Annotated in this window: 21 protein-coding genes; 9 read left to right on the top strand and 12 right to left on the bottom strand. The window is 72.8% G+C overall.

Translation table 11 applies throughout. The features are described from left to right. The first annotated feature begins 140 nt into the window (after window positions 1-140). The 4 genes from ACZ7KF_RS39240 (at window position 141) to ACZ7KF_RS39255 (ending at window position 2,548) form a co-directional block, all read left to right on the top strand. A complete protein-coding gene (locus ACZ7KF_RS39240) occupies window positions 141-305 on the top strand; it encodes a hypothetical protein (RefSeq protein ID WP_471086656.1) in 165 nt (54 codons plus the stop codon). A gap of 85 nt (window positions 306-390) precedes the next feature. Beyond that, entirely contained in the window at window positions 391-1,287 is an 897-nt protein-coding gene (locus tag ACZ7KF_RS39245; RefSeq protein ID WP_471086659.1) for an NAD(P)-dependent oxidoreductase, read from the top strand. A gap of 11 nt (window positions 1,288-1,298) precedes the next feature. Further along, window positions 1,299-1,541 (top strand): hypothetical protein, encoded by a 243-nt coding sequence (locus tag ACZ7KF_RS39250; RefSeq protein WP_471086661.1) that lies wholly within the window; start codon window positions 1,299-1,301, stop codon window positions 1,539-1,541. Further along, a complete protein-coding gene (locus ACZ7KF_RS39255; RefSeq protein ID WP_471086664.1) occupies window positions 1,538-2,548 on the top strand; it encodes a zinc-binding dehydrogenase in 1,011 nt (336 codons plus the stop codon). Before ACZ7KF_RS39250 ends, ACZ7KF_RS39255 begins: the two co-directional genes overlap by 4 nt. A 55-nt stretch (window positions 2,549-2,603) precedes the next feature. Here the strand turns inward: ACZ7KF_RS39255 and ACZ7KF_RS39260 are convergent, their stop codons facing one another. After that, window positions 2,604-3,581 carry a quinone oxidoreductase family protein gene (locus ACZ7KF_RS39260; RefSeq protein ID WP_471086737.1) on the bottom strand — a complete coding sequence of 326 codons (978 nt, stop codon included), beginning with the start codon at window positions 3,579-3,581 and terminating at the stop codon, window positions 2,604-2,606. A 133-nt stretch (window positions 3,582-3,714) separates the two neighbouring features. Here ACZ7KF_RS39260 and ACZ7KF_RS39265 point away from each other — a divergent pair, with 133 nt between their 5' ends. Then, on the top strand, window positions 3,715-4,056 hold the full coding sequence (locus ACZ7KF_RS39265; RefSeq protein ID WP_471086667.1) for an ArsR/SmtB family transcription factor: 342 nt from the start codon (window positions 3,715-3,717) through the stop codon (window positions 4,054-4,056). A 385-nt stretch (window positions 4,057-4,441) separates the two neighbouring features. Here ACZ7KF_RS39265 and ACZ7KF_RS39270 read toward each other — a convergent pair whose 3' ends face one another. Continuing rightward, window positions 4,442-5,098 carry a hypothetical protein gene (locus ACZ7KF_RS39270; RefSeq protein WP_471086670.1) on the bottom strand — a complete coding sequence of 219 codons (657 nt, stop codon included), beginning with the start codon at window positions 5,096-5,098 and terminating at the stop codon, window positions 4,442-4,444. A gap of 399 nt (window positions 5,099-5,497) precedes the next feature. On the opposite strand from ACZ7KF_RS39270, the gene ACZ7KF_RS39275 reads away from it, so the two are divergent. Continuing rightward, entirely contained in the window at window positions 5,498-6,250 is a 753-nt protein-coding gene (locus tag ACZ7KF_RS39275; RefSeq protein ID WP_471086673.1) for an FG-GAP repeat domain-containing protein, read from the top strand. A gap of 46 nt (window positions 6,251-6,296) precedes the next feature. Here the strand turns inward: ACZ7KF_RS39275 and ACZ7KF_RS39280 are convergent, their stop codons facing one another. Continuing rightward, on the bottom strand, window positions 6,297-6,953 hold the full coding sequence (locus tag ACZ7KF_RS39280; protein WP_471086676.1) for a maleylpyruvate isomerase N-terminal domain-containing protein: 657 nt from the start codon (window positions 6,951-6,953) through the stop codon (window positions 6,297-6,299). A 325-nt stretch (window positions 6,954-7,278) separates the two neighbouring features. Here ACZ7KF_RS39280 and ACZ7KF_RS39285 point away from each other — a divergent pair, with 325 nt between their 5' ends. The 3 genes from ACZ7KF_RS39285 (at window position 7,279) to ACZ7KF_RS39295 (ending at window position 9,874) form a co-directional block, all read left to right on the top strand. Continuing rightward, window positions 7,279-7,719, top strand: coding sequence for an ester cyclase (locus tag ACZ7KF_RS39285; RefSeq protein WP_471086679.1), 441 nt, complete (start codon window positions 7,279-7,281; stop codon window positions 7,717-7,719). 151 nt (window positions 7,720-7,870) lie between these two features. After that, on the top strand, window positions 7,871-9,100 hold the full coding sequence (locus tag ACZ7KF_RS39290) for a glycoside hydrolase family 88 protein (RefSeq protein ID WP_471086682.1): 1,230 nt from the start codon (window positions 7,871-7,873) through the stop codon (window positions 9,098-9,100). A gap of 147 nt (window positions 9,101-9,247) precedes the next feature. Next, a complete protein-coding gene (locus ACZ7KF_RS39295) occupies window positions 9,248-9,874 on the top strand; it encodes a pyridoxamine 5'-phosphate oxidase family protein (RefSeq protein WP_471086685.1) in 627 nt (208 codons plus the stop codon). Between the two features lie 48 nt (window positions 9,875-9,922). Here the strand turns inward: ACZ7KF_RS39295 and ACZ7KF_RS39300 are convergent, their stop codons facing one another. The 9 genes from ACZ7KF_RS39300 to ACZ7KF_RS39340 form a co-directional block, all read right to left on the bottom strand. Next, window positions 9,923-11,137, bottom strand: coding sequence for a M20 metallopeptidase family protein (locus ACZ7KF_RS39300; protein ID WP_471086688.1), 1,215 nt, complete (start codon window positions 11,135-11,137; stop codon window positions 9,923-9,925). Beyond that, on the bottom strand, window positions 11,134-12,189 hold the full coding sequence (locus ACZ7KF_RS39305) for a methyltransferase (protein ID WP_471086691.1): 1,056 nt from the start codon (window positions 12,187-12,189) through the stop codon (window positions 11,134-11,136). The genes ACZ7KF_RS39300 and ACZ7KF_RS39305 overlap by 4 nt, the downstream gene beginning before the upstream one ends. After that, a complete protein-coding gene (locus ACZ7KF_RS39310) occupies window positions 12,186-12,956 on the bottom strand; it encodes a 4'-phosphopantetheinyl transferase family protein (RefSeq protein WP_471086694.1) in 771 nt (256 codons plus the stop codon). The genes ACZ7KF_RS39305 and ACZ7KF_RS39310 overlap by 4 nt, the downstream gene beginning before the upstream one ends. Window positions 12,957-12,963: 7 nt before the next feature. Next, window positions 12,964-13,884 (bottom strand): DMT family transporter, encoded by a 921-nt coding sequence (locus tag ACZ7KF_RS39315; RefSeq protein WP_471086697.1) that lies wholly within the window; start codon window positions 13,882-13,884, stop codon window positions 12,964-12,966. Continuing rightward, window positions 13,881-19,229, bottom strand: coding sequence for an amino acid adenylation domain-containing protein (locus ACZ7KF_RS39320; RefSeq protein WP_471086700.1), 5,349 nt, complete (start codon window positions 19,227-19,229; stop codon window positions 13,881-13,883). The genes ACZ7KF_RS39315 and ACZ7KF_RS39320 overlap by 4 nt, the downstream gene beginning before the upstream one ends. Continuing rightward, window positions 19,226-20,047 (bottom strand): aminoacyl--tRNA ligase-related protein, encoded by an 822-nt coding sequence (locus ACZ7KF_RS39325; RefSeq protein WP_471086703.1) that lies wholly within the window; start codon window positions 20,045-20,047, stop codon window positions 19,226-19,228. Before ACZ7KF_RS39325 ends, ACZ7KF_RS39320 begins: the two co-directional genes overlap by 4 nt. Beyond that, window positions 20,040-20,294 carry an acyl carrier protein gene (locus ACZ7KF_RS39330; RefSeq protein ID WP_471086706.1) on the bottom strand — a complete coding sequence of 85 codons (255 nt, stop codon included), beginning with the start codon at window positions 20,292-20,294 and terminating at the stop codon, window positions 20,040-20,042. The genes ACZ7KF_RS39325 and ACZ7KF_RS39330 overlap by 8 nt, the downstream gene beginning before the upstream one ends. Window positions 20,295-20,305: 11 nt before the next feature. Next, a complete protein-coding gene (locus ACZ7KF_RS39335; RefSeq protein ID WP_471086709.1) occupies window positions 20,306-21,187 on the bottom strand; it encodes a diiron oxygenase in 882 nt (293 codons plus the stop codon). Between the two features lie 75 nt (window positions 21,188-21,262). Beyond that, entirely contained in the window at window positions 21,263-23,257 is a 1,995-nt protein-coding gene (locus tag ACZ7KF_RS39340) for an AMP-binding protein (RefSeq protein WP_471086711.1), read from the bottom strand. Window positions 23,258-23,531 lie beyond the last annotated feature (274 nt).

Consider the following 23,531-nt stretch of genomic DNA (forward strand, 5'->3'; position numbering starts at 1 on the left):
GGCCCGGTGACCGCGGCGCGGGCGGTGAGCCGCTTGCCGAAGACGGTCCGCCGGCAACGCCGCACGATGGGCAGGTCCTCGGCAGGGGGACCAGGGGGCCGCGCGCAGCTCGGTGGCTCGACGCGCGGCACGCCCGGCTGGTGGAAGATCTCTTCGGTGGCGGGGTCCGTATCCTCACCCAGGAGACACAGATCGGCCGCCCCGCCGCCGAACTGGCCCGGCAGACGCCGAACCCGATGCCGAACGGCCACCAGACGTGGCCGGACGGTCCGGTCCGCGCCGCCGCCGGCCGGATCGGCGCCTGACCGCACCGGAACATCCGGGCGCACCCGTCGGCCGGCGGGCGCACCCGGACCGCCAAAGCCCCGTAATCCGAGGGAAGTTGACGTCATGACCGACAAGCTCACCGTGAGTGTCCTGGGCACCGGCATCATGGGCGCCGCGATGGCCCGCAACCTCGTCCGGGCCGGACACACCGTCCGTGCCTGGAACCGCACCCGCGCCAAGGCGGAACCGCTCGCCGCGGACGGCGCGTACGTCGCCGGCACGCCCGCCGAGGCCGTCGAGGGCGCCGACGTCGTCCTGACCATGCTCTACGACGGCCCGGCCGCCCTGGACGTCATGCGCGAGGCCGCTCCCGCGCTGCGCTCGGGCGCCGCCTGGGTGCAGTCCGGCACCGCGGGTGTCGAGGCGGTCGACGACCTGGCCGCCTTCGCCCGCGAGCACGGCCTCGTCTTCTTCGACGCCCCGGTGCTGGGCACCCGGCAGCCCGCCGAGTCCGGTCAGCTGCTCGTCCTGGCCGCGGGCCCGAGCGAGCACCGTGCCGCGGTGACTCCGGTGTTCGACGCGGTCGGCGCCCGTACCGTGTGGACCGGCGAGGACGGTGCGGCCGGCACGGCGACGCGCCTGAAGCTGGTCGCCAACAGCTGGGTCCTCGCGGCCACCGCCGCCGCCGGTGAGGTGCTCGCCCTGGCGCAGGCGCTCGACGTGGACCCGCAGAGCTTCTTCGACGCCATCGGAGGCGGCCCGCTGGACATGGGCTATCTGCGCGCCAAGACGGCGCTCATCCTCGACGACCGGCTGTCCCCGGCCCAGTTCGCGGTGGCCACGGCCGCCAAGGACGCCCGGCTGATCGTGCGGGCGGGGGAACGGCACGGCGTGCGCCTGGACGTGGCCGCCGCCAGCGCGGAGCGCATGGAGCGCGCCGCCGCGCAGGGCCACGCCGACGAGGACATGGCCGCCGCCTACTTCGCCAGCTTCGACCCCGCCGACCAGCCGTCCGCCTGAAGGAGCCCGGCATGTCCAAGCCGCCGCCCCTCGGGGCCGCCGACCGGCCGCGCCGGTCCTTACCGGCCGGTAGCCGCACCGCGCCCCCCGACGGCACACCGGTGCCCTGCCCCGCCCGGCCCGTGCGGACGGGCGGCCGTGTGCCGCTCGGCCCGGACGAGGGCCGTGTCCGCCCGTGGCACCCGCGCCGCCGTCCCCGGGCGACCCTCACCGGCCGGACCAGGACCGAGGACAGGGAGCAGGTCTCCGCATGAGCGCACATCAGACACGCGGCGCGCGCATGCGCGCCCTGGCCCTGGACCGACCCGGCGCGCCCGGCACCCTTCGCGTCGCCGCCCTGCCCGTGCCCGAGCCCGGCCCCGGGCAGGTGCGGCTGAAGGTGGCGGCCTGCGCCCTCAATCCGGTCGACTACCAGGTCGCCGCCGCGGGCCACCCCGACTGGTCCTGGCCGCACGTCCTCGGCCTGGACGTGGCCGGCACCGTCGACGCGGTGGGGGAGGGCGTGACCGGTGTCCGGCCCGGGCAGCGGGTCGCCTGCCACGGGGACCTGCGCCGCCCGGGCGGCTTCGCCGAGTACACCCTCGCCGACGCCGCCACCCTGGCCCCCGTGCCCGACGCCGTGGCCCCGGCCGTCGCGGCCGCGCTGCCCTGCGCCGGTCTGACGGCCAGTCAGGCGGTGGGGCGACGGCTGCACGTGTCCGCCGGTGACACCGTCCTGGTCACCGGGGGCGCGGGCGGCGTCGGCGGCTTCGCCGTCCAGCTGGCGGCACAGGCCGGGGCGCACGTCATCGCGACGGCGTCCGCCCGCAACGCCGAGTACGTCCGCAAGCTGGGCGCCGGCCATGTCGTCGACCACGGCACCGAGGACGTGTCCGCCCGGGTCCGTGAACTCACCGGCGGGCGGGGCGTGGACGCGGTGGTGGACACCGTGAGTCCGCGATCCGCCACCGCCCTCCTGCCCCTGCTGGTGCACGGCGGTGGTCTCGCCGCCGTCGCGGGGCGCCCCGACCTGACCGCGGTGGCCCCTTTCACCACCGCGCCGTCCGTCCACGAGATCGCTCTCGGCGCCGCCTACAGCCACGGCGACGAACGGGCCCGTGCCGACCTGGCGGAGATGCTCGGCGATCTGCTGAGCCGGGTCGCGGGCGGGCGGCTCGACCCCATGCTCTCCCGGACCCTCGCCCTGGACGAGGTCCCGTCGGCGCTCGGGGAGCTGGCCGGCCGTCATGTACGGGGCAAACTCGTCCACGTGGCCGGCTGACGGGACGGCACCGGATCCAGGCGCGCGCCCCGCGCCCTCGCGGCGCGGGGCGTGTTCAGTCGGCGGACCGCAGCAGCAGTTTGCCCGTCGAGGTGCGTCCGCCCAGCAGCCGGTGCGCCTCGGCCGCTGCGGAGAGCGGGAACTCGGCGGTGACCGGAAGCTTCACGGTGCCGTCGGTGACGGTGCGGAAGGCGCGCTCGGCGAGGGAGCGCAGCGCTCCGGGGGCCGACTGGGCCAGGTTCAGGACGGAGAACGCCGCCACGGAACGGCCCTGCGCGGACAGCTCGGCCTGTCCGACGTGCCAGGGCTCGGCCCCGCTCGCGTTGCCGTAGGACACCAGGCGGCCGTAGACGGCCAGGGCGTCGAGGCCGCGCCGCAGGGTGTCGCCGCCGATCGGGTCGAGCAGCAGGTCGACCCCCCGGCCGCCCGTGGCGCGGCGCACGTCGTCGGCGAAGGCGGCGCCGGTGAACACCTCGTCGTAGCCGTGCTGAAGGGCGTAGTCGGCCTTCTCCGGGGAGGACACCACGCCGTACACGGCGCCGGCACCCGCCGCGCGGGCCAGCTGCCCGGCCACCGTGCCGACGCCGCCGGCCGCGCCGTGCACCAGGACGGTCTCGCCCGCGCGCAGCCGTCCCACCTCGTGGAGCAGGGCGTGGGCCGTCGGCAGGACGGTGGGCAGTGTGGCGGCGGTGCGCAGGTCCAGGCCCGCAGGGAGGGGGAAGACGGTGGCGGTGTCGGCGGCCACCACCTCCGCGTAGGCGCCGCCGGGGACGAAGGCGACGACCTCCTGCCCCGGCCGCAGCCCCTCGACCCCCTCACCGAGGGCCCGGACCCGGCCGGAGACCTCCAGGCCGGGGCGGAACGGCAGCTCCGGCACCCGGTACCCCTCGGCGCGGGCCTTGAGGTCCGCGAAGTTCACGCCGGTGTAGGCGGCGTCGATGGTCACCTGTCCCGGCCCCGGCTCCGGGACCTCGGCCGTCACGACCTTCAGCACCTCGGGACCGCCGTACTCGTGGAACTCGACCGCACGCATGGGCAGCACGCGCCTCTCCGCAGAGTGTTCAATGGAAAGCGAACACCCGGACTGTATGATGTTCATCGAACACTCGGCAAGCGGCCGGACACCTCGAAGTGGCCCGGCCGGTACGGCAGGACGGGGAGAGGGCATGCCGAAGCAGGCGGAAGGCGGCGGTCACCGTGCGGCGCCGGTGCACACGGACCCCGCGGACGTCTCGCTCCAGACCGCGCTGTCCGCGGTCGCCGACCCCGTGCGGGTCCAGCTGATCCGGGAGCTGGCGGGGTCCGCCGACTGGTCGCGCAGCTGCGGCGGTTTCGACGTGCCGGTGGGCAAGGCCGCGCTCAGCCATCACTTCACGGTCCTGCGCGGTGCCGGCCTGGTCGAACAGCGCGACGAGGGACCCAGGCGGGTCAACCGGCTGCGCCGCGAGGAGTTCGACGCGCGCTTCCCCGGCCTGCTCGCCCTGCTTCTCCGCCCCGACGCCGACTGAACGGCCGCCGGGCGCACGGGAGCGGGCGCACCGTGAATTCACCCGGAAGGGTGTCGGCTGTCGACGCCTTCGCCGACCGCACGACATTCCCGGGCCCACCCGCCACCGGGGTGCCGTGCTCGCACGCGGTCCGGCCCACCACCGGCACCGCGAGCCTCGAACCGTTCCGCCGACCCTGCCCGGCCGGGGCGAGCTGTTCCCCGGACGGCCCGGCACACGTCTGTCGGCTTCGTCCTCGACACCCAGACCCGCACCCGCATCACGGAGAGCGCGCGCGGCCCCGACTGCCTGATCATCGAGGACGTTCCTCACCTCGTCCGGGTTCCGGAGGGACCGGGCCCCGGCCTCACCGACGCACGCGCGGGCGTGCGAGAGGCGGCGAGGGTCATGCGACGACGCCGGTGTCCTCCGTGGTGCCCTGTGCCGTGGCCTCCGTCGTTTCCGCCGGCACGGTGTAGAAGACGGACGAGCCCTGCTTGGTGCGCTGCGCGCCGTTCCTGGCCACGAGGTTCTCCAGAGTGGTCCGTACGACCTTGGTCTGGATCCCGCGGTCCGGGTGTGCCCCGGCCAGTGCCTCGGTGACCTCCGCGGCGGACCGCGGTTCGTTCTGCTCGGCCAGGTGCAGCCGGACGAGTTCGACCAGCGTGGGCTGAGCGGGTTCCGAAGTCGCCTTCGTGACCGTCGACTTCGGGGCCGTCGACTTCCCTGCGGTAGCCTTCCCGGTCGTCGCCTTCTTGGCTGCCGCCTTCTTGGCCGTCGTCTTCTTCGCCGTCGACTTCTTGGCCTCGGCGCGTGCCGCGCCCCCGCCCTTCGTCCGCGGCGAGGGGACGACGGGGTTCCCGGCCTGCGCGGCGATGCCGAGGGCCTGCTGCATGTTCAGCAGGATGGCGTGGTCGTGCTGCAGGGAGGCCAACTGCTCCTGAAGAGCCGCGATTTCGGCCGTGATGCGTTCCTGTTCCTTGAGGTTGTGTTCGAGGTCGTTGGTCACTTGGCTGACATACTGAGAAGCCAACTCGGTGACGGGTCCAGCGCTTTCCGGCATATTTTCCTCCGCTCCCGACGGTGCGACACCTGGATGATACGGGTGGGTCGACCTGTTTTCACCGTTGGTGAGACAGTGATACCCGGACCGACGGCCCGCTATTGCCCCTGGTACCCGGCCCGTCGCACCCAGTCAAGGGTGTCTTGTCCGATCGAACGTGCCGCGGGGCAGTCCGGCGAGTGTACGAGCGACAGGGCGGCGGTGTACCGCCGACACCGGGTGAGCGGACTGTCAGCGTCGAGCAGGTCCGTGTGGTCCCGGTCCTCGAAGTGCGGCGGCCGGGTCGGCTTGTACACGGTGTGGCTGTCGCGGCGCCGGCCGTCCTGGAACGGCCCGGCGAGCGGGTGCCGGGTCCCCGCCGTCCGTGTGTCTTCCGACCGGTGGCTACGATCGCTTCCCATGGCGGAGCGTGGACACAGAGGTCGTCCCGGGCGGGGACGGCTCCTCCGGGCGGCCGCCGCCCTGGCGGGCCTGCTGCTCGTCGCCGGCGGCGAGGACTCCCTGGGAAAGCCCCCGCCGCGTCCGGGCGCACCCTCCGCCGTCACCGCGTGCCTCGAGGGGGCCCGGGACCTGGTCGCCGACCTGAACAACGACGGCCACCCGGACCGCGTCACCGACCCGTCCCACCGGGGCGCCCGGCTGAGCGTCGCCTTCGGTGGCGGCTCGGCCCGCGAGACGAGGGTTTCCGCGCGGGGACTGGCCGACCGCACCGCGCGCCGGCAGGAGTATGTGCGAGCCGCCGTGGCCGACTTCGACCGTGACGGCTGGAGCGACCTGGTGGTCGTCGCGGGGGAGGAGCAGGCCGGCGACGACCCGATCCGGCCCCGCGTGGCCGAGCTGCGGCTGGGCCCCTTCTCCGACACCGGCCGCGCCCGGCGGATCGTCCGGCTCGACCTGGGAGCCACGAAGGACATCGCGGTGGCCGACTACAACCACGACCGGTACCCCGACCTGGCGGCGTACACCTACACCGGCGACGGCACCTACGCCACCCAGGCCCGCCTCGGCGACCCCCGCACCGGGCTGGCGTCCGACACCGGCACCTACACCACGGATGCCGCGGGCACCGGCTACGACCCCCCGGCCGACCTGCCCCGCTCCGGCCTCACGCCGTTCTACCCGGGCTGCGGGACACACCGGACGGCCGGATGACCGCCGGCTCCGGACCGGCCCCGGCCGGCGCGGGGCTCCCCGCGGCTCACCCGAGAACGAGCGGCAGTCTCCCGGCCAGGCCGCCCAGTTCGGCGCGCTCGGCGGCGGTCGGGGCCCGGCGTCCCGTGCCGACCCGCAGTGCGTCCTGGTCGGACCACGACGCGGGGAAGGCCGCCCCGGCGATCTCCTCCAGCATCGCGCGCGCTCCGGCGAGGCCCTCGGCGGGGGGCTGTGCCGCGCCCGGGAGATGCGCGACGAGGTCCAGGTGGTGCAGGGTCCACTCCAGGAGGTACGCACGGAGATAGTCGCCCGCGGTGAGGACCATGTCCTGGGTGACGACCCGCTGTTCGGGCTCGGCCAGCCCCGCCGCGCGCCCGGCGGCGGAACCCACGTCGTCGAGATGGAACTTCAGCAGCGCCGGCTCCTCGTACGCGGCGGCCAGCCGGACGGTCAGCGCGTCCAGCGGGTCGTCGCCGGCCGGCGGGGTGGTGGTGACGTGCCAGTAGGTCACCGCGGTGTGCGTCGGCTCCGCCGCGGTGGGCGTCACCAGGGTGATCAGGACGTCCTGGGCGTCGATCACCAGATGGCACACGAGGTCCCGGACGAGCCAGCCGGTACAGCCCGACGGCCGCGCGAAGTCCTCGTCGGCGAGTGCGGCGACCGCCGCACGCAACGCCGTCCACGAGTGCGAGAAGAGATCCACGGCCGCAAGCTAGCAGCGCGCGGCCGGTCGCTCGACCGATTTCCCCTCGGCCCACGGCGTCCCTCCGCACCCGACAGCTCCCCCGTGCCCCGCGCGGCCTGCCCGTCGAGCGGGTCCACCGCCTCTCCGTCCGGACCAGCCTCGCGATCGAACGCGTGGCGAGGCTTGAGCGCACCGCTGACGGCGACCGGCCCGGTGAGCATCACGGAGGTCCGCGGGGCGTGACACCGGATGTCACGTTCCGGCGCTCCCGCCCGTCGTAGGCATGAGGGCATCACCATCGGCACGAGCCACCGGCTGCCCCGCCGACCCGGGAAGGAACCACATGTCGACCACTCAGGAAACACGCAACAAGGCGGTCTTCGAGCGCCTGCACGAGGTCGTCAACACCGGAGACCCGGAGACGATCGCGAAGGCGATCGACGAGCTGGTCGCCCCGGACCTGCTCTTCCACGCACCGGTGCCCATGGGCGCGACGGGAGCGCAGGCGCTGAAGAACGTGTGGCAGGTGCTCCTCCGCGCCTTCCCCGACCTGCACGTCACGATCGAGGACGCGATCGCCGAAGGGGACAAGGTCGTCTTCCGGAACACGGTCACCGGCACCCACCGGGGCGAGTACCGGGGCCTCGCGCCCACCGGGAGGCCCGTCACCTACAGCGAGATCTTCGTTCTCCGCTTCGCGGACGGCCGGGTCGCCGAGATCTGGGGCGTCGTCGACGTCCTCGCCCAGCTGCGGCAGCTGGGTGCGGCCCCCGGAACGAGCTGAGCCGGCCTCGGCTCGTCGCCGGGCTCCGGCGCCCGGCTCGCGATATCAGTGTTCACACTTATGAACATGGCTCACGTGGGTGTACAGGGTCGAGGGTCGTGTGCAAGGCTCAGCCAACTTCTCCTGTCCACAGCGAAGTTGGAGGGCGAGCATGAGCGTTTCCCGGCGTGCGCTGCTGGCCACGGCGGCCGGCGCGGCGGCCGTGGGTGCCTCCGCGGTGCCGGCCGTGGGGGCACCGGACCGGCAGGACACCGAGGCGACCCTGCGCACACTGCGCGCGGCGGCGGACTACGCCGTCGAGAAGGTCCGGACCGTCGCGCCCGGTGTGACCGGCTTCCCGGTCGGGACCAAGTTCGAGAAGTGGACGTACTCGCGCAACGGTGACTGGGTGGGCGGGTTCTGGCCCGGAACGCTGTGGCTGGCCTGGCTCCACAGCAAGGACGACGCCTTCCGCGCGTGGGCACTGAAGTCGGCGGCGGACCTCGCGCCGCGTCAGACCGACACGAGCACGCACGACCTCGGCTTCCTCTTCTCTCCCTCCTGGGTCACCGCCTGGCGCCTGACCGGCGACGACGTGTGGCGGACGGGCGCGATACGGGCGGCGGACTCCCTCATACAGCGGTACAACCCGCGCGGGAGATTCATCCGGGCCTGGGGCGCGCTGACGGACCGCGCCAACGCGGGCCGGGTCATCATGGACACGATGATGAACCTCGATCTGCTGGCGTTCGCGAGCCGGCAGACCGGGGACCGCACGTACCTGGACATCGCCGTGGAGCACGCCAGGACCGCCCAGCGCGTCTTCCCCCGCCCGGACGGATCCACCCCGCACGTCTTCGACTTCGACCCGGACACCGGCGCGGCCCTCGGACCGAACACGGTGCAGGGCTACAGCCCCACCTCGTGCTGGTCGCGCGGACAGGCATGGGGGATCTACGGGTTCACCACCATGTACCGGCGGACCGGCGACCAGCAGTTCCGGGACACCGCGCGGAGACTCGCCGACTTCGCCATCGGAGCGCTGACGCCGGACCACGTCCCCGTGTGGGACTACCGCGCGCCGCAGCAGCCGCACGACATCAAGGACGCCTCGGCCGGAGCCGTCATGGCGTGCGGTCTGCTCGACCTGCACGCGGCGACGGGCCGGCGCACCTACCGCGAGGTGGCCCTGCGTCTGCTCACCGCGCTGTCGGACACCTGCCTGACGAGGAACTCGGCCCGCGCCGAGGCCGTCGTGGCCCGCTGCACCCGCAACCGCCCCGCCGAGGACGGCATCGAGGTCTCGCTGCCCTACGCCGACTACTACCTGCTCGAAGGCATCCTGCGGGTGCTGCGTCCGGCGGACGTCGACCGGGCGATCGACCTGTCCCAGCCGGCGTGAGAACGGCGCGCGTGCACCCGCCGCCGTCCGGGAACACATGCCGCCGTCCGGGAACACATGGAGACACCCGGCCCGTCTGAACTAAGCTGTCTTCCACTGCTCTTTCAGCTTGCCGAGCCTCTTCCTCGGAACGGAGACAGCCCCCTCATGAGCCGCTACGCCCAGGTGGCCTTCACCGAAAACGTCCGACGCGTCCAGCAGGAGCGGGGGAGTGCCTCGGCCATGGAGCGGCTGCTCGCCGGAGACCCCGGGCGTGCCGATCGGCTGGGTGCCGACGAGGCCGGTTTCATCGCGGCCAGGGACGGTTTCTATCTCGCCACCGTGACGGAGACCGGCTGGCCGTACATGCAGTTCCGCGGCGGACCGCCGGGATTCGTGCACGTCCTGGACGCGGAGACGCTGGCCTTCCTCGACGTGCGCGGTAATCGGCAGTACATCACGGCCGGCAACATCCGCGGAAACGACCGGGTCTCCCTCTTCTTCATGGATTACGCGCACCGGACCCGGCTGAAGGTGTTCGGCCGGGCCGAGATCCGGGACCCCGGTGCATTCGCGTCCCTGCCCGGCCGGTCGGGGGACGCGCGCACCGACGGGCATGAGGAATGGCTGCTGGTCGTGCGTGTCGAGGGACTCGCCTGGAACTGCGCCAAGCACATCACTCCGCGGTTCTCCGAGGCCGAACTCGCGGGCGCGCTGGAGCAGGTCTACGAGCGCATCGCGGACCTGGAGGAGGAGAACAAGGAGCTGAGGTCGCGGCTCGGGACGCCGGACTGAACCGCGTCCCGAGCCGCGACGGCGCGCCCGTCGGCCGGCCGGCCGCTCTCAGCCGGCCACGGCCAGCCGCTCCTCGGCCAGCGCGGCGAGGAGCCGGGCCCCGTCGCCGAGCACCTCGTTGCCGAAGACCGCGTCGGGGCTGTGGTTGAAGCTCGCCGTCCCCGGGTCGCGGTCGGGCGGGCAGGCGCCGAGGAAGAGCATGGCCCCCGGCACCTCGCCCAGGACGAAGGAGAAGTCCTCCGAAGGGCTCAGCGCGTTCGGCGCCCAGATGAGCCTGCCCGGCCCCAGCACCTTCTCGACCGTGCCGGCCGCGAAGTCCGCCTCGGCCGGGTCGACGACCGTGACCGGGTAGTCCATGGTGTGGTCCACCGTCACCGTGACCCCATGGGCCGCGGCCACGCCCTCCAGGACCCGAGTCACCCCGTCGATCACCGTGGCCTTGGCGTCCGGCCCGAAGGTCCGCACGCCGATCTTCAGCTCCGCCTCGTCCGGGATGATGTTGGCCGATGTGCCGGCGTGGATACTGCCGACCGAGAGCAGCACCGGATCGAAGGGGTCGAAGCCCCGGCTCGCGTACGTCTGGAGCGCCAGGGTCATCTCGCAGGCGGCCGGAACCGGGTCCTTGAGCAGATGCGGCTGGGAGTCGTGGCCGCCCCGGCCCCGGACCGTCACCCGCAGCACGTCCCCGCCCGCCAGCAGCGGGCCCTTGCGGGTCAGCAGCCAGCCGGGAGGCAGCATCGAGGAGGCCACGTGCACCGCGTACGCCGCGACCGGGCGCCGTCCGGCCGCGTCCAGCACCCCCTCCTCGATCATCAGCCGCGCACCGTGGTACCCCTCCTCGCCCGGCTGGAACATGAAGACCACGTCACCGCCGAGCGCGTCCGGGTCCTCGGCGAGCAGCCGGGCCGCGCCGACCAGCATGGCCGTGTGCAGGTCGTGCCCGCAGGCGTGCATCCGGCCCTCCGCCTTGGAGGCGTACGGCACACCACTGGTCTCCGTCAGCGGCAGCGCGTCCATGTCGGCGCGCAGGAGCACGACGGGACGCTCGCCGCCCCCTCCGTCCGGGTGTCCGCCACGCAGCACCGCGGTGACGGAGGACAGACCCGTACCCGTCGTGATCTCCAGGGGCAGCCCGTCGAGCGCCGCGAGCACCTTGGCCTGCGTCCGCGGGAGATCCAGCCCGAGTTCCGGCTCCCGGTGGAGGTCCTCGCGCAGCCGCACGAGGTCCTCCACCAGGGCGGGTGCGAGCTGCCGGCCGGTCACTTGACCGCCGTGATGATGCCGTGCGGGGTGATGGCCTCGGTGCAGCGCGTGCGCCGCACCTGGTCGAACCCGACTTCCTTCAGCGACTTCTCGTAGCCCTCCCAGGAGTAGAGCATCCCGCCCTCGCCCGCCACCGCCGCGAAGAAGGGGCTGGCGAGCGCGGCCATGAGCGGGCCGTCGTAGTTGTCCTCCGACATGGAGTTCAGGATGAGGGCCCGGCCGCCCACCGGCAGCACGGCGTGCGCGTGCCCCAGCAGGACCCGGATGCGTTCCTGCGGCCAGATCTGCAGCTGGTGCACGAACATCACGGTGTCGTGGCCCTCGGGGTAGTCCCCCGCGAAGATGTCCCCCTCGACGACCTTCACCCGGTCGCTGAGTCCCGCCTCCTCCACCCGCTTGCGGGCGAGGTCGACCACCTTCGGGATCTCCAGGACCGTGACCTCGACGTCCGGATGGGCGCCGGCCACCGCGATGGCCATCGTCGCGTCCCCGCCGCCGACGTCGAGGATGCGCCGGGAGGAGGTGAAGTCGCCGTACTTGATGAGGTGCTTGCTGGCCACGGCCGACCAGGTGCCCATGAAGTGGTAGAAGACCTTGAGCAGTTCGGGGTCCTGGCTGAGCCGGTGGTAGACCGTGGCGCCGTCGCCCGGGTAGCGCCGCAGCCCGATGTTGCTGTTGGCCCGCAGCGACTCGGTGAAGTCCACGAGACCCGGGTAGGTCACGTACGCCTCGAACCCGATGACCGCCTTGACGAGTTCCCAGTGTCCGCCCGTGAACAGGTCCGAGATCGACTGGGCGTTGAAGTACCCCTCCTCGGTGCGCTCCACCAGCCGCAGCGAGGTCACACCGAGCAGCAGGATGTCCAGGGAGCGCTCCGCGAGCCCCAGTTCGGCGCCGATCCGCTCGCGGGGCGTACCGGGGCTGCGCTCCAGCAGGTCGAAGAGGCCGAGTTCGACCCCGGCGCGGGTGAACTGGAAGGCGTTGTGCCCGAGCAGCACGGTGGTCAGGGCGTCCGGGACGACGCTCTCGGGCTGGGTCTGTACCTCGGTCATGGTTCTACTCCCGGGAGTGAGAGGGTGTCGATCAGGTCGTCGAAGGTGAGCGACTGCATGCCGGAGGCGGCTGTGGGACCGGGGCCGGCCCGCGCGCCGGGGACGCTGACGGCGACCGCGCCGAGCACGTCGGACGGCACGTCGGGCAGGTCGTACAGGAGTCGCGGGCCGAGCCGGTGGGGCCGGGCCCGGTCGGCGGGGCGCAGCGGCAGGTGCGAGAGGTCCAGGCCCGCCATGGCGGGCAGGCCCTCCGCGGTCAGCTTGACCAGTGCCTCCTTCCGTACCCAGATGCGCAGGAACGCCGAGTGGGGAGCGGGAGAGCCGCGGATGCGGTCGATCTCGCCGCGGGTCAGGACGTGCCCGTACCCGCTCGGGTCGGGGCCGGGGGCACCGTCGCGGGCGGCCGGGCCGGGCAGCCGCTCGATGTCGATGCCGACGGGGTGCTCGGCGGCCGAGGCCGCCACCACCCCGTCCGCGTACGAGAAGCTGACCCCGCACCGAACGCCCCGGACGCGCGGTCGGCCGTGCGGGCCCGCACAGACCGGGCAGCGCTGCTCCAGCACGACGTCCCGGGCCGTACCCCCGGTCCGCCGCGCCACACACAGCCGGGCCAGGAAGCGCGCGGCGACGAAGTCCGCCCGTGCCCGCTCGGTGCGCACGGCGGCGAGGCGACGCCGCTCGGCGGCGGTCAGGACCCCCGCGCCCGCACCCGGCAGGGTCAGGAGCCTGTCCGACTCCGCGACCGCGACGGTCACGGCCGCCGTCACGGGTGCCTCACTTCTTGCGCTGGCTGTAGACGACGCCGGCGAGCGACAGCGCACCGCCGACCACCGCCAGCCACGGCGGCGTCTCGTCCAGGATCAGCCAGGCCAGGGTCACCGCGATCGGCGGGGAGAGGTAGGTGAGCGCGCCCATCTTCCCCGCGGTGGAGCGGGCCAGAGCGTATCCCCAGGTGGTGAAGGCCACCGAGGTGGGGAAGACACCGAGGTACAGCGTCCAGCCGATCGACTTGCCGCTCGCGTGGTGCAGGTTGTCGATCAGCTGGGGCAGGAACGGCAGGCAGAGCACGGCACCGACGACACAGGCCAGCCAGGTGATCACCAGCGCCGAACTGTTGCCCAGCAGCGGCTTCTCGGTGACGACGCCACCGGCGTACGCGGCCGCGGCCAGCAGCGCGAGCGCACTGCCGGTCCCGGCCTCCAGGCCCTTGCTGGAGGTCGCGAGACCTATCAGCAGCACACCGAGGAGGGCGACGACACCTCCGACGACCAGCGGACGCGGGAAGCCCTCCTTGAGCAGGAAGCCCGCGAGCACGGCGATCAGCACCGGCCCCAGACTGATGATCATCGACGTGGTGCCCGCGTCGATGCGCTGCTCGGCGGCGTTCAGCGCGACGTTGTAGACACCGAACCACAGCAGACCGCACAGGAAGAGCCGCGGCAGATCGGTGCGCGGCGGCAACGGAACCTTGCGGATCAGTACGACCGCGCCCAGCAGCACCGCACCGATGAACAGCCGCGCCAGCGTCAGGGCGCCGGGATCGAGGTCCTTGCCGGCCGCGCGGATCCCGATGAACGCGGAAGCCCAGAGGAAGACGGTCAGCAGTCCGGCTGCGACCGCCAGGGGCGGCGTGCCCGAGGACGGGGTGGGAGTATCCGGTGAAGCGGTCCCCTGATTGGCTTGCGCAGAGGTCACGAATGTTCACTTCCTTGTCGGTCTACGGGGACGGTTCGCTCAGCTGTGTCCAGGGCTGCCACCAGCCGCTGCGCGACCAGGGCGACATGGGGCGGGCGCAGCAGGGTGAAATGGTTTCCGGGAAGCGTCGCTTCCTCCCGGACACCGCCCCGGGTCTGCCGTGCCCAGGAGGCGCGGGGTTCACGGAGCCGGTCGCGGGCCCACCAGAGCGTCAGCGGGGCGGCGACGACCGACGGCCGGTGGGCGAGCACCAGGCGCTCGTGCCGCTCGGCCAGTTCCGCCTGCCGCAGCAGGGCCTCGGACGGCGCTCCCCGCGAGCCGCGCTCCTCGGCCCAGCTGATCAGCAGTTTCAGCCGCTCCTCCAGCGGCAGTCCGCGCAGCCGGTCGCGGAGTGCCGCGGTGTCCTCGGCGGTGACGTCGAGCCGGGGCAGGGAGTCCGCCAGGGCGACGGCCGGTGCGAGCAGCGGATCGGGGTCGCCTGTCCCCGGGACGGCCGAGTCGAGCAGCGCGACCAGGTCGACCCGCTCACCCGACGCCTCCAGACGGGCGGCGACCTCGACCGCCAGGGCACCGCCCATGGACCAGCCCGCGAGGTGGTACGGCCCGCTCGGCCGGCGCTCCCGGACGAGGTCCGTGTACTGGTCGGCCATCGCGGCGAGGCTCTCGGCCTCGGCCTCGCCGGACAGGGCGCGGGAGCGGATGCCCAGCACCTCCCGCCCCGGAGGCAGCAGCGCGACCAGTTGCCGGTACGCCATCACGTCGCCGCCCGCGGGAGGCAGCAGGAAGAGCGGAGCGGGCGTGAGCGGCGCCCGCAGCGTGACGATCGGCGAGTGCTCGGATCCCGCCGAGATCAGCTCGGCGAACCGGGCCACCGTGGGCGCCTCGAACAGCGCGGTGAGCGGCAGCCGCACCCCGAAGCGGCGGGCCACCGCCGCCATGAGCCGCGCCGCCAGCAGGGAATGACCGCCCAGCTCGAAGAAGTCGTCGTCCGGCCCGATCGTGTCCGTGTCCCGCCCGAGCAGCTCCGCCCACAGCCCCACGACGGTGCGCTGGAGCGGCGTACTCGTCGAACGGGCCGGGGCGGGGGCGGCGGACTCCGGGGCGGGCGGCGGCAGCGCCGCGCGGTCGAGCTTGCCGTTGGCGGTGACGGGCAGAGCGGCCAGGGGGACGAAGACGGGCGGCACCATGTAGTCCGGCAGGGAGCGTTCCAGGAAGGCGCGCAGCTCCGGCGTACCGGGCGGCTCGGCGCCGGCGGCCGGGACGACGTACGCCACCAGGCGGTCCTGTGCCGGCCGCACCGCCGCCGCCTGCACCGAGGGATGGGCGGCCAGCCGGGCCTCGATCTCGCCGAGTTCGATCCGGTAGCCGCGCAGCTTGATCTGGCCGTCCGCCCGCCCGATGAACTCGAGCGCCCCGTCGGGCCGTTGCCGCACCAGATCGCCGGTCCGGTACAGCCGGCCGCCGGGCCGGCGCGGATCGGACACGAACCGCTCGGCGGTCAGTTCGTCGCGGCCCCGGTAACCGGCCGCGAGCTGCACGCCGCCGATGTGCAGCTCACCGGCGATGCCGAGGGGCAGCGGGGACAGCCGGTCGTCCAGGACGTCGAGCGTGGTGTTGGCCACCGGGCGGCCGATGGGCACGGAGCCCGTGGCGTCCTCGGGCCGGCACTGCCATGCCGACACGTCGACGGAGGCCTCGGTGGGGCCGTAGAGGTTGTGCAGCTCGACGGCGGGCGGCGGGAAGACCTCGAAGAACCGCCGCACCAGGTCCGGGGGGAGCGCCTCGCCGCTGGCGATCACCCGGCGGAGCGAGCCGCAGCGGGCGGCCGCCGGGTCGGTGAGGAAGATCCGCAGCATGGACGGGACGAAGTGCGCGGTGGTCACCGACTCGCGGCGGATCACCTCGGTCAGGTAGCCCGGGTCCCGGTGGCCGCCGGGGCGTGCCACGACGAGGCGGGCCCCGGTCATCAGCGGCCAGAAGAACTCCCACACGGACACGTCGAACGTGAAGGGGGTCTTCTGCAGCACCGCGTCGTCCGCGGTGAGACCGTAGGCCTCCTGCATCCACAGGAGGCGGTTGCAGATACCGCGGTGGGTGAGCATGACGCACTTGGGTGTGCCCGTGGAGCCCGAGGTGTAGATGAGGTAGGCCAGTTGGCCGGGGGCCACCGGCACCTCGGGGACCGTGTCCTCCGCCTCCGCCACCTCGTGCGCGTCGACCCGCAGGACCGGTACTCCGCCCGGGAGTCCGTCCGGCGGTCCGCTGGTGAGGACCAGTTCGGTGCCGGCGTCGGAGAGCATGAACGCCATCCGCTCCGCCGGGGTGGCCGGATCGAGCGGGAGGTAGGCGCCGCCCGCCTTGAGGACCGCGAGCAGGCTGACGACCAGCTCCGGCGAGCGTTCCATGTGCACCGCCACCGTCGCTCCGGGCTCGAAGCGGTCCTCCCCGACGGCCCGGCGGATACGCCCGGCCAGCCGTCCGGCCGCCGCGTCCAGCTCGGCGTAGCTGAGGGAGCGGTCCTCGAAGACCAGGGCGGTGGCGTCGGGGGTGCGACGGGCCTGCCGCTCGATGTGCGCGTGCAGCGGGATGCCGAGGTCGTAGGAGCGGGCGGTGTCGTTCCAGGAGTCGAGCTGCTTCAGCTCCTCGTCCGACAGGATCCGCGGGGCCGAGACCGGTGCGTCGGGGCGGGTCAGCAGGGCGTCGAGCAGGGCGAGGTAGTGCCCGGTGGTGCGTTCCCGCTGTGTCTCGTCGAAGCAGGCGGTGTTGAAGTCGAAGTCGAGCACGAAGCGCGGCGCGGCGGCGGGGTCGCGGCGCAGTTCCCGGACCTGGAGGGTGAGCCGGTCGGGGGAGTGCCCGGTGTCGACGAGGTCGAAGCCGACCGTGCCGCCGAAGCCTTCGAAGACCGCGTTCTGGTAGTTGAGGTAGACGTCGTACAGACGGGTGCCGCCGCGATGCCGGGGCACGTGGTCCTGGTACCGGGCCGCTTCGAGGAAGGAGCGCTGAGTCTCGCGGGCGAGGAGCCGCAGCGGGGTGTCACCGGCGACGCGCACCTGGAGCGGAAGCACGTTCATGAACAGGCCCGCCGTGCCCCGGAACTCGCCCGACCGGTTCGCGAACGGTGTACCGAGGCGCAGGAGTTCGCCGCCGCCGACGCGATGCAGGTAGGCGAAGAGAGCGGCGCCGAACGCGACGGCGGGGGAGGTGTGGCCCTCCTCGCGGGCGAACGCGGTGATCCGGGCGCTGCGTTCGGCGCTGAGTTCGACGGTGAGCCGGGCGGTCCGGGTCGTGCCGGCCACGTCCTCCTCCCTGCCGTAGAAGGCAGGCCGCTCGACGGGTTCGGCCAGCTTCTCGCGCCAGTGGCGTTCGGCCCGGCTCCGGCGCCGCGCACCGTCCGGCGAGCGCTCGTGGTCGACGTACGCCTGGAACGGCGGCAGGGGCGTGGCCCGGTCGAGGCTTCCCTGCCGGTCCAGGTCGTAGTACTCGGACAGGGTGCGCAGGAACAGGGACATCGACCAGGCGTCGCAGACCAGGTGGTCCACGTTGAGGTACCAGACGCTCTCCGTGGCGCCCAGCCTGAGCAGGGCGGAGTCGAACACGGCCCGGGCCGGGTCGAGCCCCGGCCCGCTGCGCCGCCGTGCCCAGCGCCGCGCGGCCTCGTGGGGATCGGGCTCGTCGCTGAGATCGACCAGGTCCAGCGGCGCCGGCACGGTCTCGGCCACCCGGCGCAGCGGGATGCCGTCCACCTCGTGGAAGGTGCTGCGCAGGGCGTCGCTGTGGTCCACCAGCTTCTGGAAGGCACGCCGGAAGCGCTCGTGGTCGAGCGGGGCGGGGATGCTGAAGAGAGCGGTGACGTTCTCGTAGTACAGCCGGACGTCCCCGGCCGTCTTCTTGCCGAACCAGAGCGCGAGCTGACTGTCCGTCAGGTTGGTCTCGGGGGCCCGGCCGGCGGTGACGGCGATCGCCTGCGGAGCGCGCGCGGCCCGGCGGACGACCTCCTGGAACTGCTCGGCCCACCGGGAGACCGTGCCGGCGTCGAAGAGGTCGGTGCGGTACTCGAAGCAGCCGAGCAGCTCGCCGTCCTGCTCGCGCAGGTGCAGGCTGAGGTCGAGCGGGGACACGCCGAGGTCGAAGTCGTCCGGCGCGGCCGGTGTCACCTCCAGGCGTCCGGCGCGCACGCTCCCGGTGACGGCGGGCTGGAGCGAGAAGGCGGTCTGCCGCAGGACCGTCCGGCCGGGGAGCCGGGGCGGGTTGATCTCGCGCACGATGTCCCCGAACGGGATGTCGTGCGTCAGCGCGCCGCCGACCACCTCACCGGCGTGCCGGGCCGCCTCCGCGAACGTCTGGCCCGGCCGCAGCCGCAACCGCAGCGGCAGCGTGTTCACGAAGAAGCCGATCAGCCCCTCCGCGCCCGCGCCCCGGCGCTCGTCCACGGGGGCGCCCACGACGAAGTCCAGCCCGCCGGTGATCCTGTGCAGCGTGACGGCGTACGCGGCGAGCAGGAGGCCGTAGACGGTGGAGCGGTCCCGGCCCGCCGCCGCGCGCAGCTCCTGGTGGAGGCCGGCGGCGATCCGGAAGCCGTGCCGGGCGCCCTGGAACCGCTCCTGCGGGGGGCGCGGGCGGTCGGTGGGGAGTTCGAGGACGGGGAGGTCGCCGGAGAGGGTCTCGCGCCAGTGGGCGACGGACCGGCGCTGCCGGGCGTCGCCCGGCCGCCGCTCCTCCGCCGGGACGGCGGCCGGAGGCGGCAGCGGTGACGGACGGCCCTGCGAGAACGCCTCGTACAGCGCCGCGAGTTCCGTGGTGAAGACACCCATCGACCAGCCGTCGCAGACCAGATGGTGCGCGACGACCGTCAGCACGTGCCGCTCGCCGGACAGCCGGTAGAGCGTGAAGCGGGCCAGGGGGGCCAGGTCCAGCTCGAAAGGGCGCTTCCCGCTCTCCGCGTGCAGGGCGCGCGCCCGGCGCTCCTGCTCCGGCGGCGGCAGATCGCCGAGGTCCACCAGCGGGAGTTCCACGGGCCGGGGCGCGACGACGTGCCGTACCGGCCGCCCGTGCCGCTCACGGAAGGCCGTGCGCAGCGACTCGTGCCGTGCGCAGATCTCGCTCACCGCGGTCCGCAGCGCCTCGACGTCGAGCGGCCCCTCCAGGTGCAGGGCTGCCGAGAGGTGGTGGGCCGGGCTGCCGGGGGCGAGGCGCTGCAGCAGCCACAGCCGCTCCTGGGCGTCGGAGGCGGCGGCGGGATCGGCGGGCCGCGCGGCGGGCGTCGCCGAGCGCTGCCGCAGCCGGGCCATGAACTGCGCCCGCTCCGCCCCGGACAACTCCGCGAGGCGCCCCAGGAGTTCGCTCACGAAGCCGCCTCCGCCACCCGCTCGAAGACGTCGTCGATGCTGGTGTGCGTCTCCAGGAGGGCCGCGATCCACCGCTCCAGGCCGAAGGCGACGCATCCGGTGTAGGCCGGTCCGCCGTCGGCCAGCGAGATGTCGCAGCGCTCCCCGAAGAAGTTGCGGTGGAAGTTCAGGGATCCGATGGCCAGGTCGCCCGCGTGGACGAACTCCTCCTTGACCGGGAAGAGCTGCGCCAGCAGCGCCCGCCCGCCGTCCTTCTCGAAGAAGGGGTCGGAGGCCGGCTGGACCTTCAGGTCCAGCCCGAGCCGGGCCGCGAACTCGACCACCTTCGGGCGGAAGGCGGCCAGGTGGTCCAGGACGGCCTCGCGGGGTCCCAGGCACACGATCTCCCGCATGGTGAAGCCGTGCAGCCGGCGCAGCCCGTCGTAGTGGTCCTCGTTGCGGAAGCACTTGGCCACGGTGGTGATGTACCGGGGGCCGGTGAGGGCGGCGGACCGGTGGTGCAGGTAGACGTTGTAGCAGGCCGCGGAGACCAGCCCGTACGCGCTCTCGCCGAGGCGGTCGGACGGCAGTGCCGTGCCGCCCGTCACCCGCTCCGCCGGAAGCTTCAAAGGGGCGGTCATCAGCGCGAGTTGCGGGAAGTTGTCGAAGTAGTCGATGGACGCCAGGTCCGCGGTGCTGATCACCGCCGGGTAGAGCATCGCGGTGGCGCCGCACTCCCGGGCCCAGGTGCGGAAGCGTTCGTCCAGCAGCTCCATGAGGCGGACGAGTTCCGGGCCCAGGGCGACGAGTCCGCCGCGCACTGTGTAGAGGTCACTCATGGCTCACCGCATCGGCGCCGGTGGCGTCCGTCAGAACCGTGTCGCGGATGCCGCGCAGGGTCCGGAACCCGACGACGTTCTCCGCGGTCAGTTCCAGTTCGTGGCCCGCCAGGTCCTCCAGGAGCAGCAGCAGCTGGGGGAAGTCCAGGGAGTCGATGAGGCGGCTGTCGATGAGGTCCTCGTCCCAGCCGATCGCCGTGACCTCCGGATTGCGCGCCAGCAGCCACCCACGCACCTGCTCGATCACATCCCTCCCCATCAGGCCGCCGCCCCCTGGAACGGAGATTCGGCGATGATCTCCTGGCTGATCAGGAACCGGATGATGCGCTTGAAGAACGTCTCGTGGTAGGCGACCCGCGCCGGGTCCCGCAGCAGCTCCTCGCGGAAGGCGAAGGCCTCGGGGATCCCTGCGTCCCGGTACGCCGTGGGGTTGTAGAGCGACTGCACGCTGGCGGTGATGTACCGCCTCAGGTAGTGGTCGAGGCGCTCGCGCAGCTGCTGGTCGCCGCGGTCCCGGAGAGGTTCGTACAGGAGTCCCACGAGCTTGCGGCCCATGATGATGTGCCGCCACTCGTCGTCGTGGTGGACCTGGTTCACCTCCCGGATCAGCGGGTGCAGCGTGGTGTCGCGGCCCATCCTGATGTTGAAGTGGTCGACCAGTTCCTCGAAGATCAGGATGCGGGCGAAGACCAGGAAGTTGGCGACATCGGTGTCCTCCTCCGCCGTGGCGACCGGAAGCGACTTGTCCGGGTAGATCTTTCCGCCGTAGCGCCGGCAGAACTGGGCGAAGAACCACATGTGCCCGTTCTCCTCGCCCAGGAAGCGGTGGAAGAACTCGGAGGGCAGTTCGAAGCCCCGGGTGTGGATGCGCCGGGTCACCTCGATGAGCAGTTCGCGTATGCCGTGGATGTTGAGGCTGAAGAAGTTGACGCTCTCCCACTTGCTCAGCCGCATCAGCTGCTTCTCGTCCAGCTCGCGCGCGTGCCGTGTGCCCGCCACGGTGAGCAGGTCGGGCGTCATCCACCACTGTTCCTCGGCCAGCTCGTCGACCCAGTCGAACCGCGTGTAGGGGCTGTAGTGGTGGTCGGTTGCGTCGGCGACCAGATTGTCCAGCGTTTCCACCACGTCCGTGGTGTCCATGGGCCCCCCTGCCGGGATCGGCGTGCGTCGGGAACGGTGAGACCTTCGGTCGAAGGCGTGCGGTGCTTGCGCGGTTCAGCCGTTGTCGCTCCGTGCGATCAGGCCGGCGACCTGCTCGTCGTCGACCGTGAGTGGTCTGCTCTCCAGCAGTGCGGCCAGCTTCGCGACCGTCGACGCCTGGAAGAGGTCGCCCGCGGTGACGCGTACCGGCAGCTCCGCCTCGATGCGCACGGCGAGTTGGGAGAGGAGGAGGGACTGGGCGCCGGAGGCGAAGAAGTCGTCGTGGATCCCGACTTCGGGCAGTCCGAGCAGCTCCGCCCAGATGCCGGCGATCAGAGATTCCAGAGGGGTGCGCGGGGGAGTGGCGGGCCGCGCGCCGGGTGCGGGCGCGTCCTCGGGCCGCCAGCCGCCGATCCGCGCGAGGTCTCCGGACAGGTACGCCTCCCGCGTCGCACGCCGCTGGATCTTCCCGCTGGAGGTCTTCGGGATGGTGCGCGGCGGGATGAGCACCAGTTCGTGCAGGTCGGCGTCGCACTCCTCACGCACCGCGCGGCGGACGGCCGTGGCGACGGCTTCCGGTTCCGTGCCGTCCGCGACCTCGGACACCAGGACCAGTCGCTCCTCCGCGTCCACGGGCACGGTGAACGCCGCACCGCATCCGGGCCGCAGGGCGGGGTGGCTCCGTTCGGCGGCGCCCTCCACGTCGTGCGGATACACGTTGCGGCCACGCAGGATGAGCAGGTCCTTCAGCCGGCCCGTGACGGCCAGCGCGCCCTCCGCGTCCAGTGCGCCCAGGTCGCCGGTGCGCAGGTAGGGGCCGCGGCCGTCCGGCAGCGTGGCCTCGAACAGCGCGGTGCTCTCGGCGGGCCGGCCCCAGTAGCCCGCGGAGACGCTGGGACCGGACACCCAGATCTCCCCGACCTGCCCGGCCTCGGCCGGTGCGAGGGTGGCGGAGTCCACCACCACGACGGACTGTTCACCGCGGGCGGTCCCGCAGGCGATCCGGGTGGCGCCCTCGACCGGGAAGCGGCGCACGCTCCGGCCGACCGGGTCGGCGGTCACCAGCAGGGTGGCCTCCGCCAGACCGTAACTGGGACGGAAGGTGCCGGCGTCGAAGCCGGCGGGGGCGAACCGCTGAGTGAACCGCTCGATCGTCTCCACGCGGACCGGTTCGGCACCGTTCACGGCCGCGCGCCAGGAAGCCAGGTCGAGAGAGGCCCGCTGCTCGTCATCGATCTTTCGCAGGCACAGTTCGTATCCGAAATTCGGGGACGGACTGATCGTGCCCCGGTGCACAGAGATTGCTTTCAGCCATCGGTACGGCTTCTGAAGGAAATGCAGCGGCGACATCAGAATGCCGGGAAAACCGCCGTACAGAGGCTCCAGTATGGCGCCGATAAGCCCCATGTCGTGATAAGGGGGAAGCCAGCTGACCATGACGTCGTGAGCTGTCCCGGCAAAGGCCCGATAGATGGCTTCCAGATTGTGCATGAGGTTGGCGTGCGTCAGCATGACACCGCGCGGAAGCCGGGTCGAGCCGGAGGTGTACTGGAGGAAGGCGAGGTCCTCCTGGGTCGCGGCGACGGGACGGCCGCCGGCCGCGATCGGCGCGCCGGGGCGCACGGGGCCGGGCTCCAGGGCGTCGGTCGCGATCCACGCCAGCGGGGCGTCCAGCGACGACTGGGCGATCGGCAGCAGATCCTTCGTGGTCAGGGCGATGCTCGCACCCGCGTCGGCGATGACGGCGTCCAGCCGGCCGAGGCTACGCGCGTCCTGCGGCGGGTAGGCCGGCACGGCCACGATGCCCGCGAGCAGGCAGCCGAAGAAGGCGGTGATGTAGTCGAGGCCCGGTGGGAAGAGGAGCAGTGCCCGCTCGCCCCGCTCGTGCCGCTCGCCCAGCGCGTCCGCCACCTCGGCGGCCGCCGCGTACAGGTCCCGGTAGCCGATCTCCCGCTCGTCCCCCTCGCCGTCGGCGAGAAAAACGTATGCCGTGGCATCGGGCTTTTCTAATGCTCTGTCCCGAAGTATATGAACAAGAGTAGGGGGTGCAGGCGACGAGATTGCGGGCATACTGACCGCCCCTCCGGACGTGAATAAGACCGTTTCGTTCAGCTACCTGCTGGCCGCACGAGGGGAAAGACTAAAACCCGGTCCAGGCCACGTCAATCCAGTGGTGGGCGGGGTGAACGGCGGTCGCCGATATTCTGCCACCAGGGCCGGCGAATAGATCATGGTTGAATATTGCCCAGACGTTTCGTGGCACGCCGCGGGGAGCCGTGCGGGGCCCCACGGCGGCCGGCCCCCGCGGGGCGCCCGAAGGGCCGTTCCCGCAGGCCGGGGCGAC

The sequence above is a fragment of the Streptomyces sp. NPDC038200 genome, assembly GCF_055600785.1.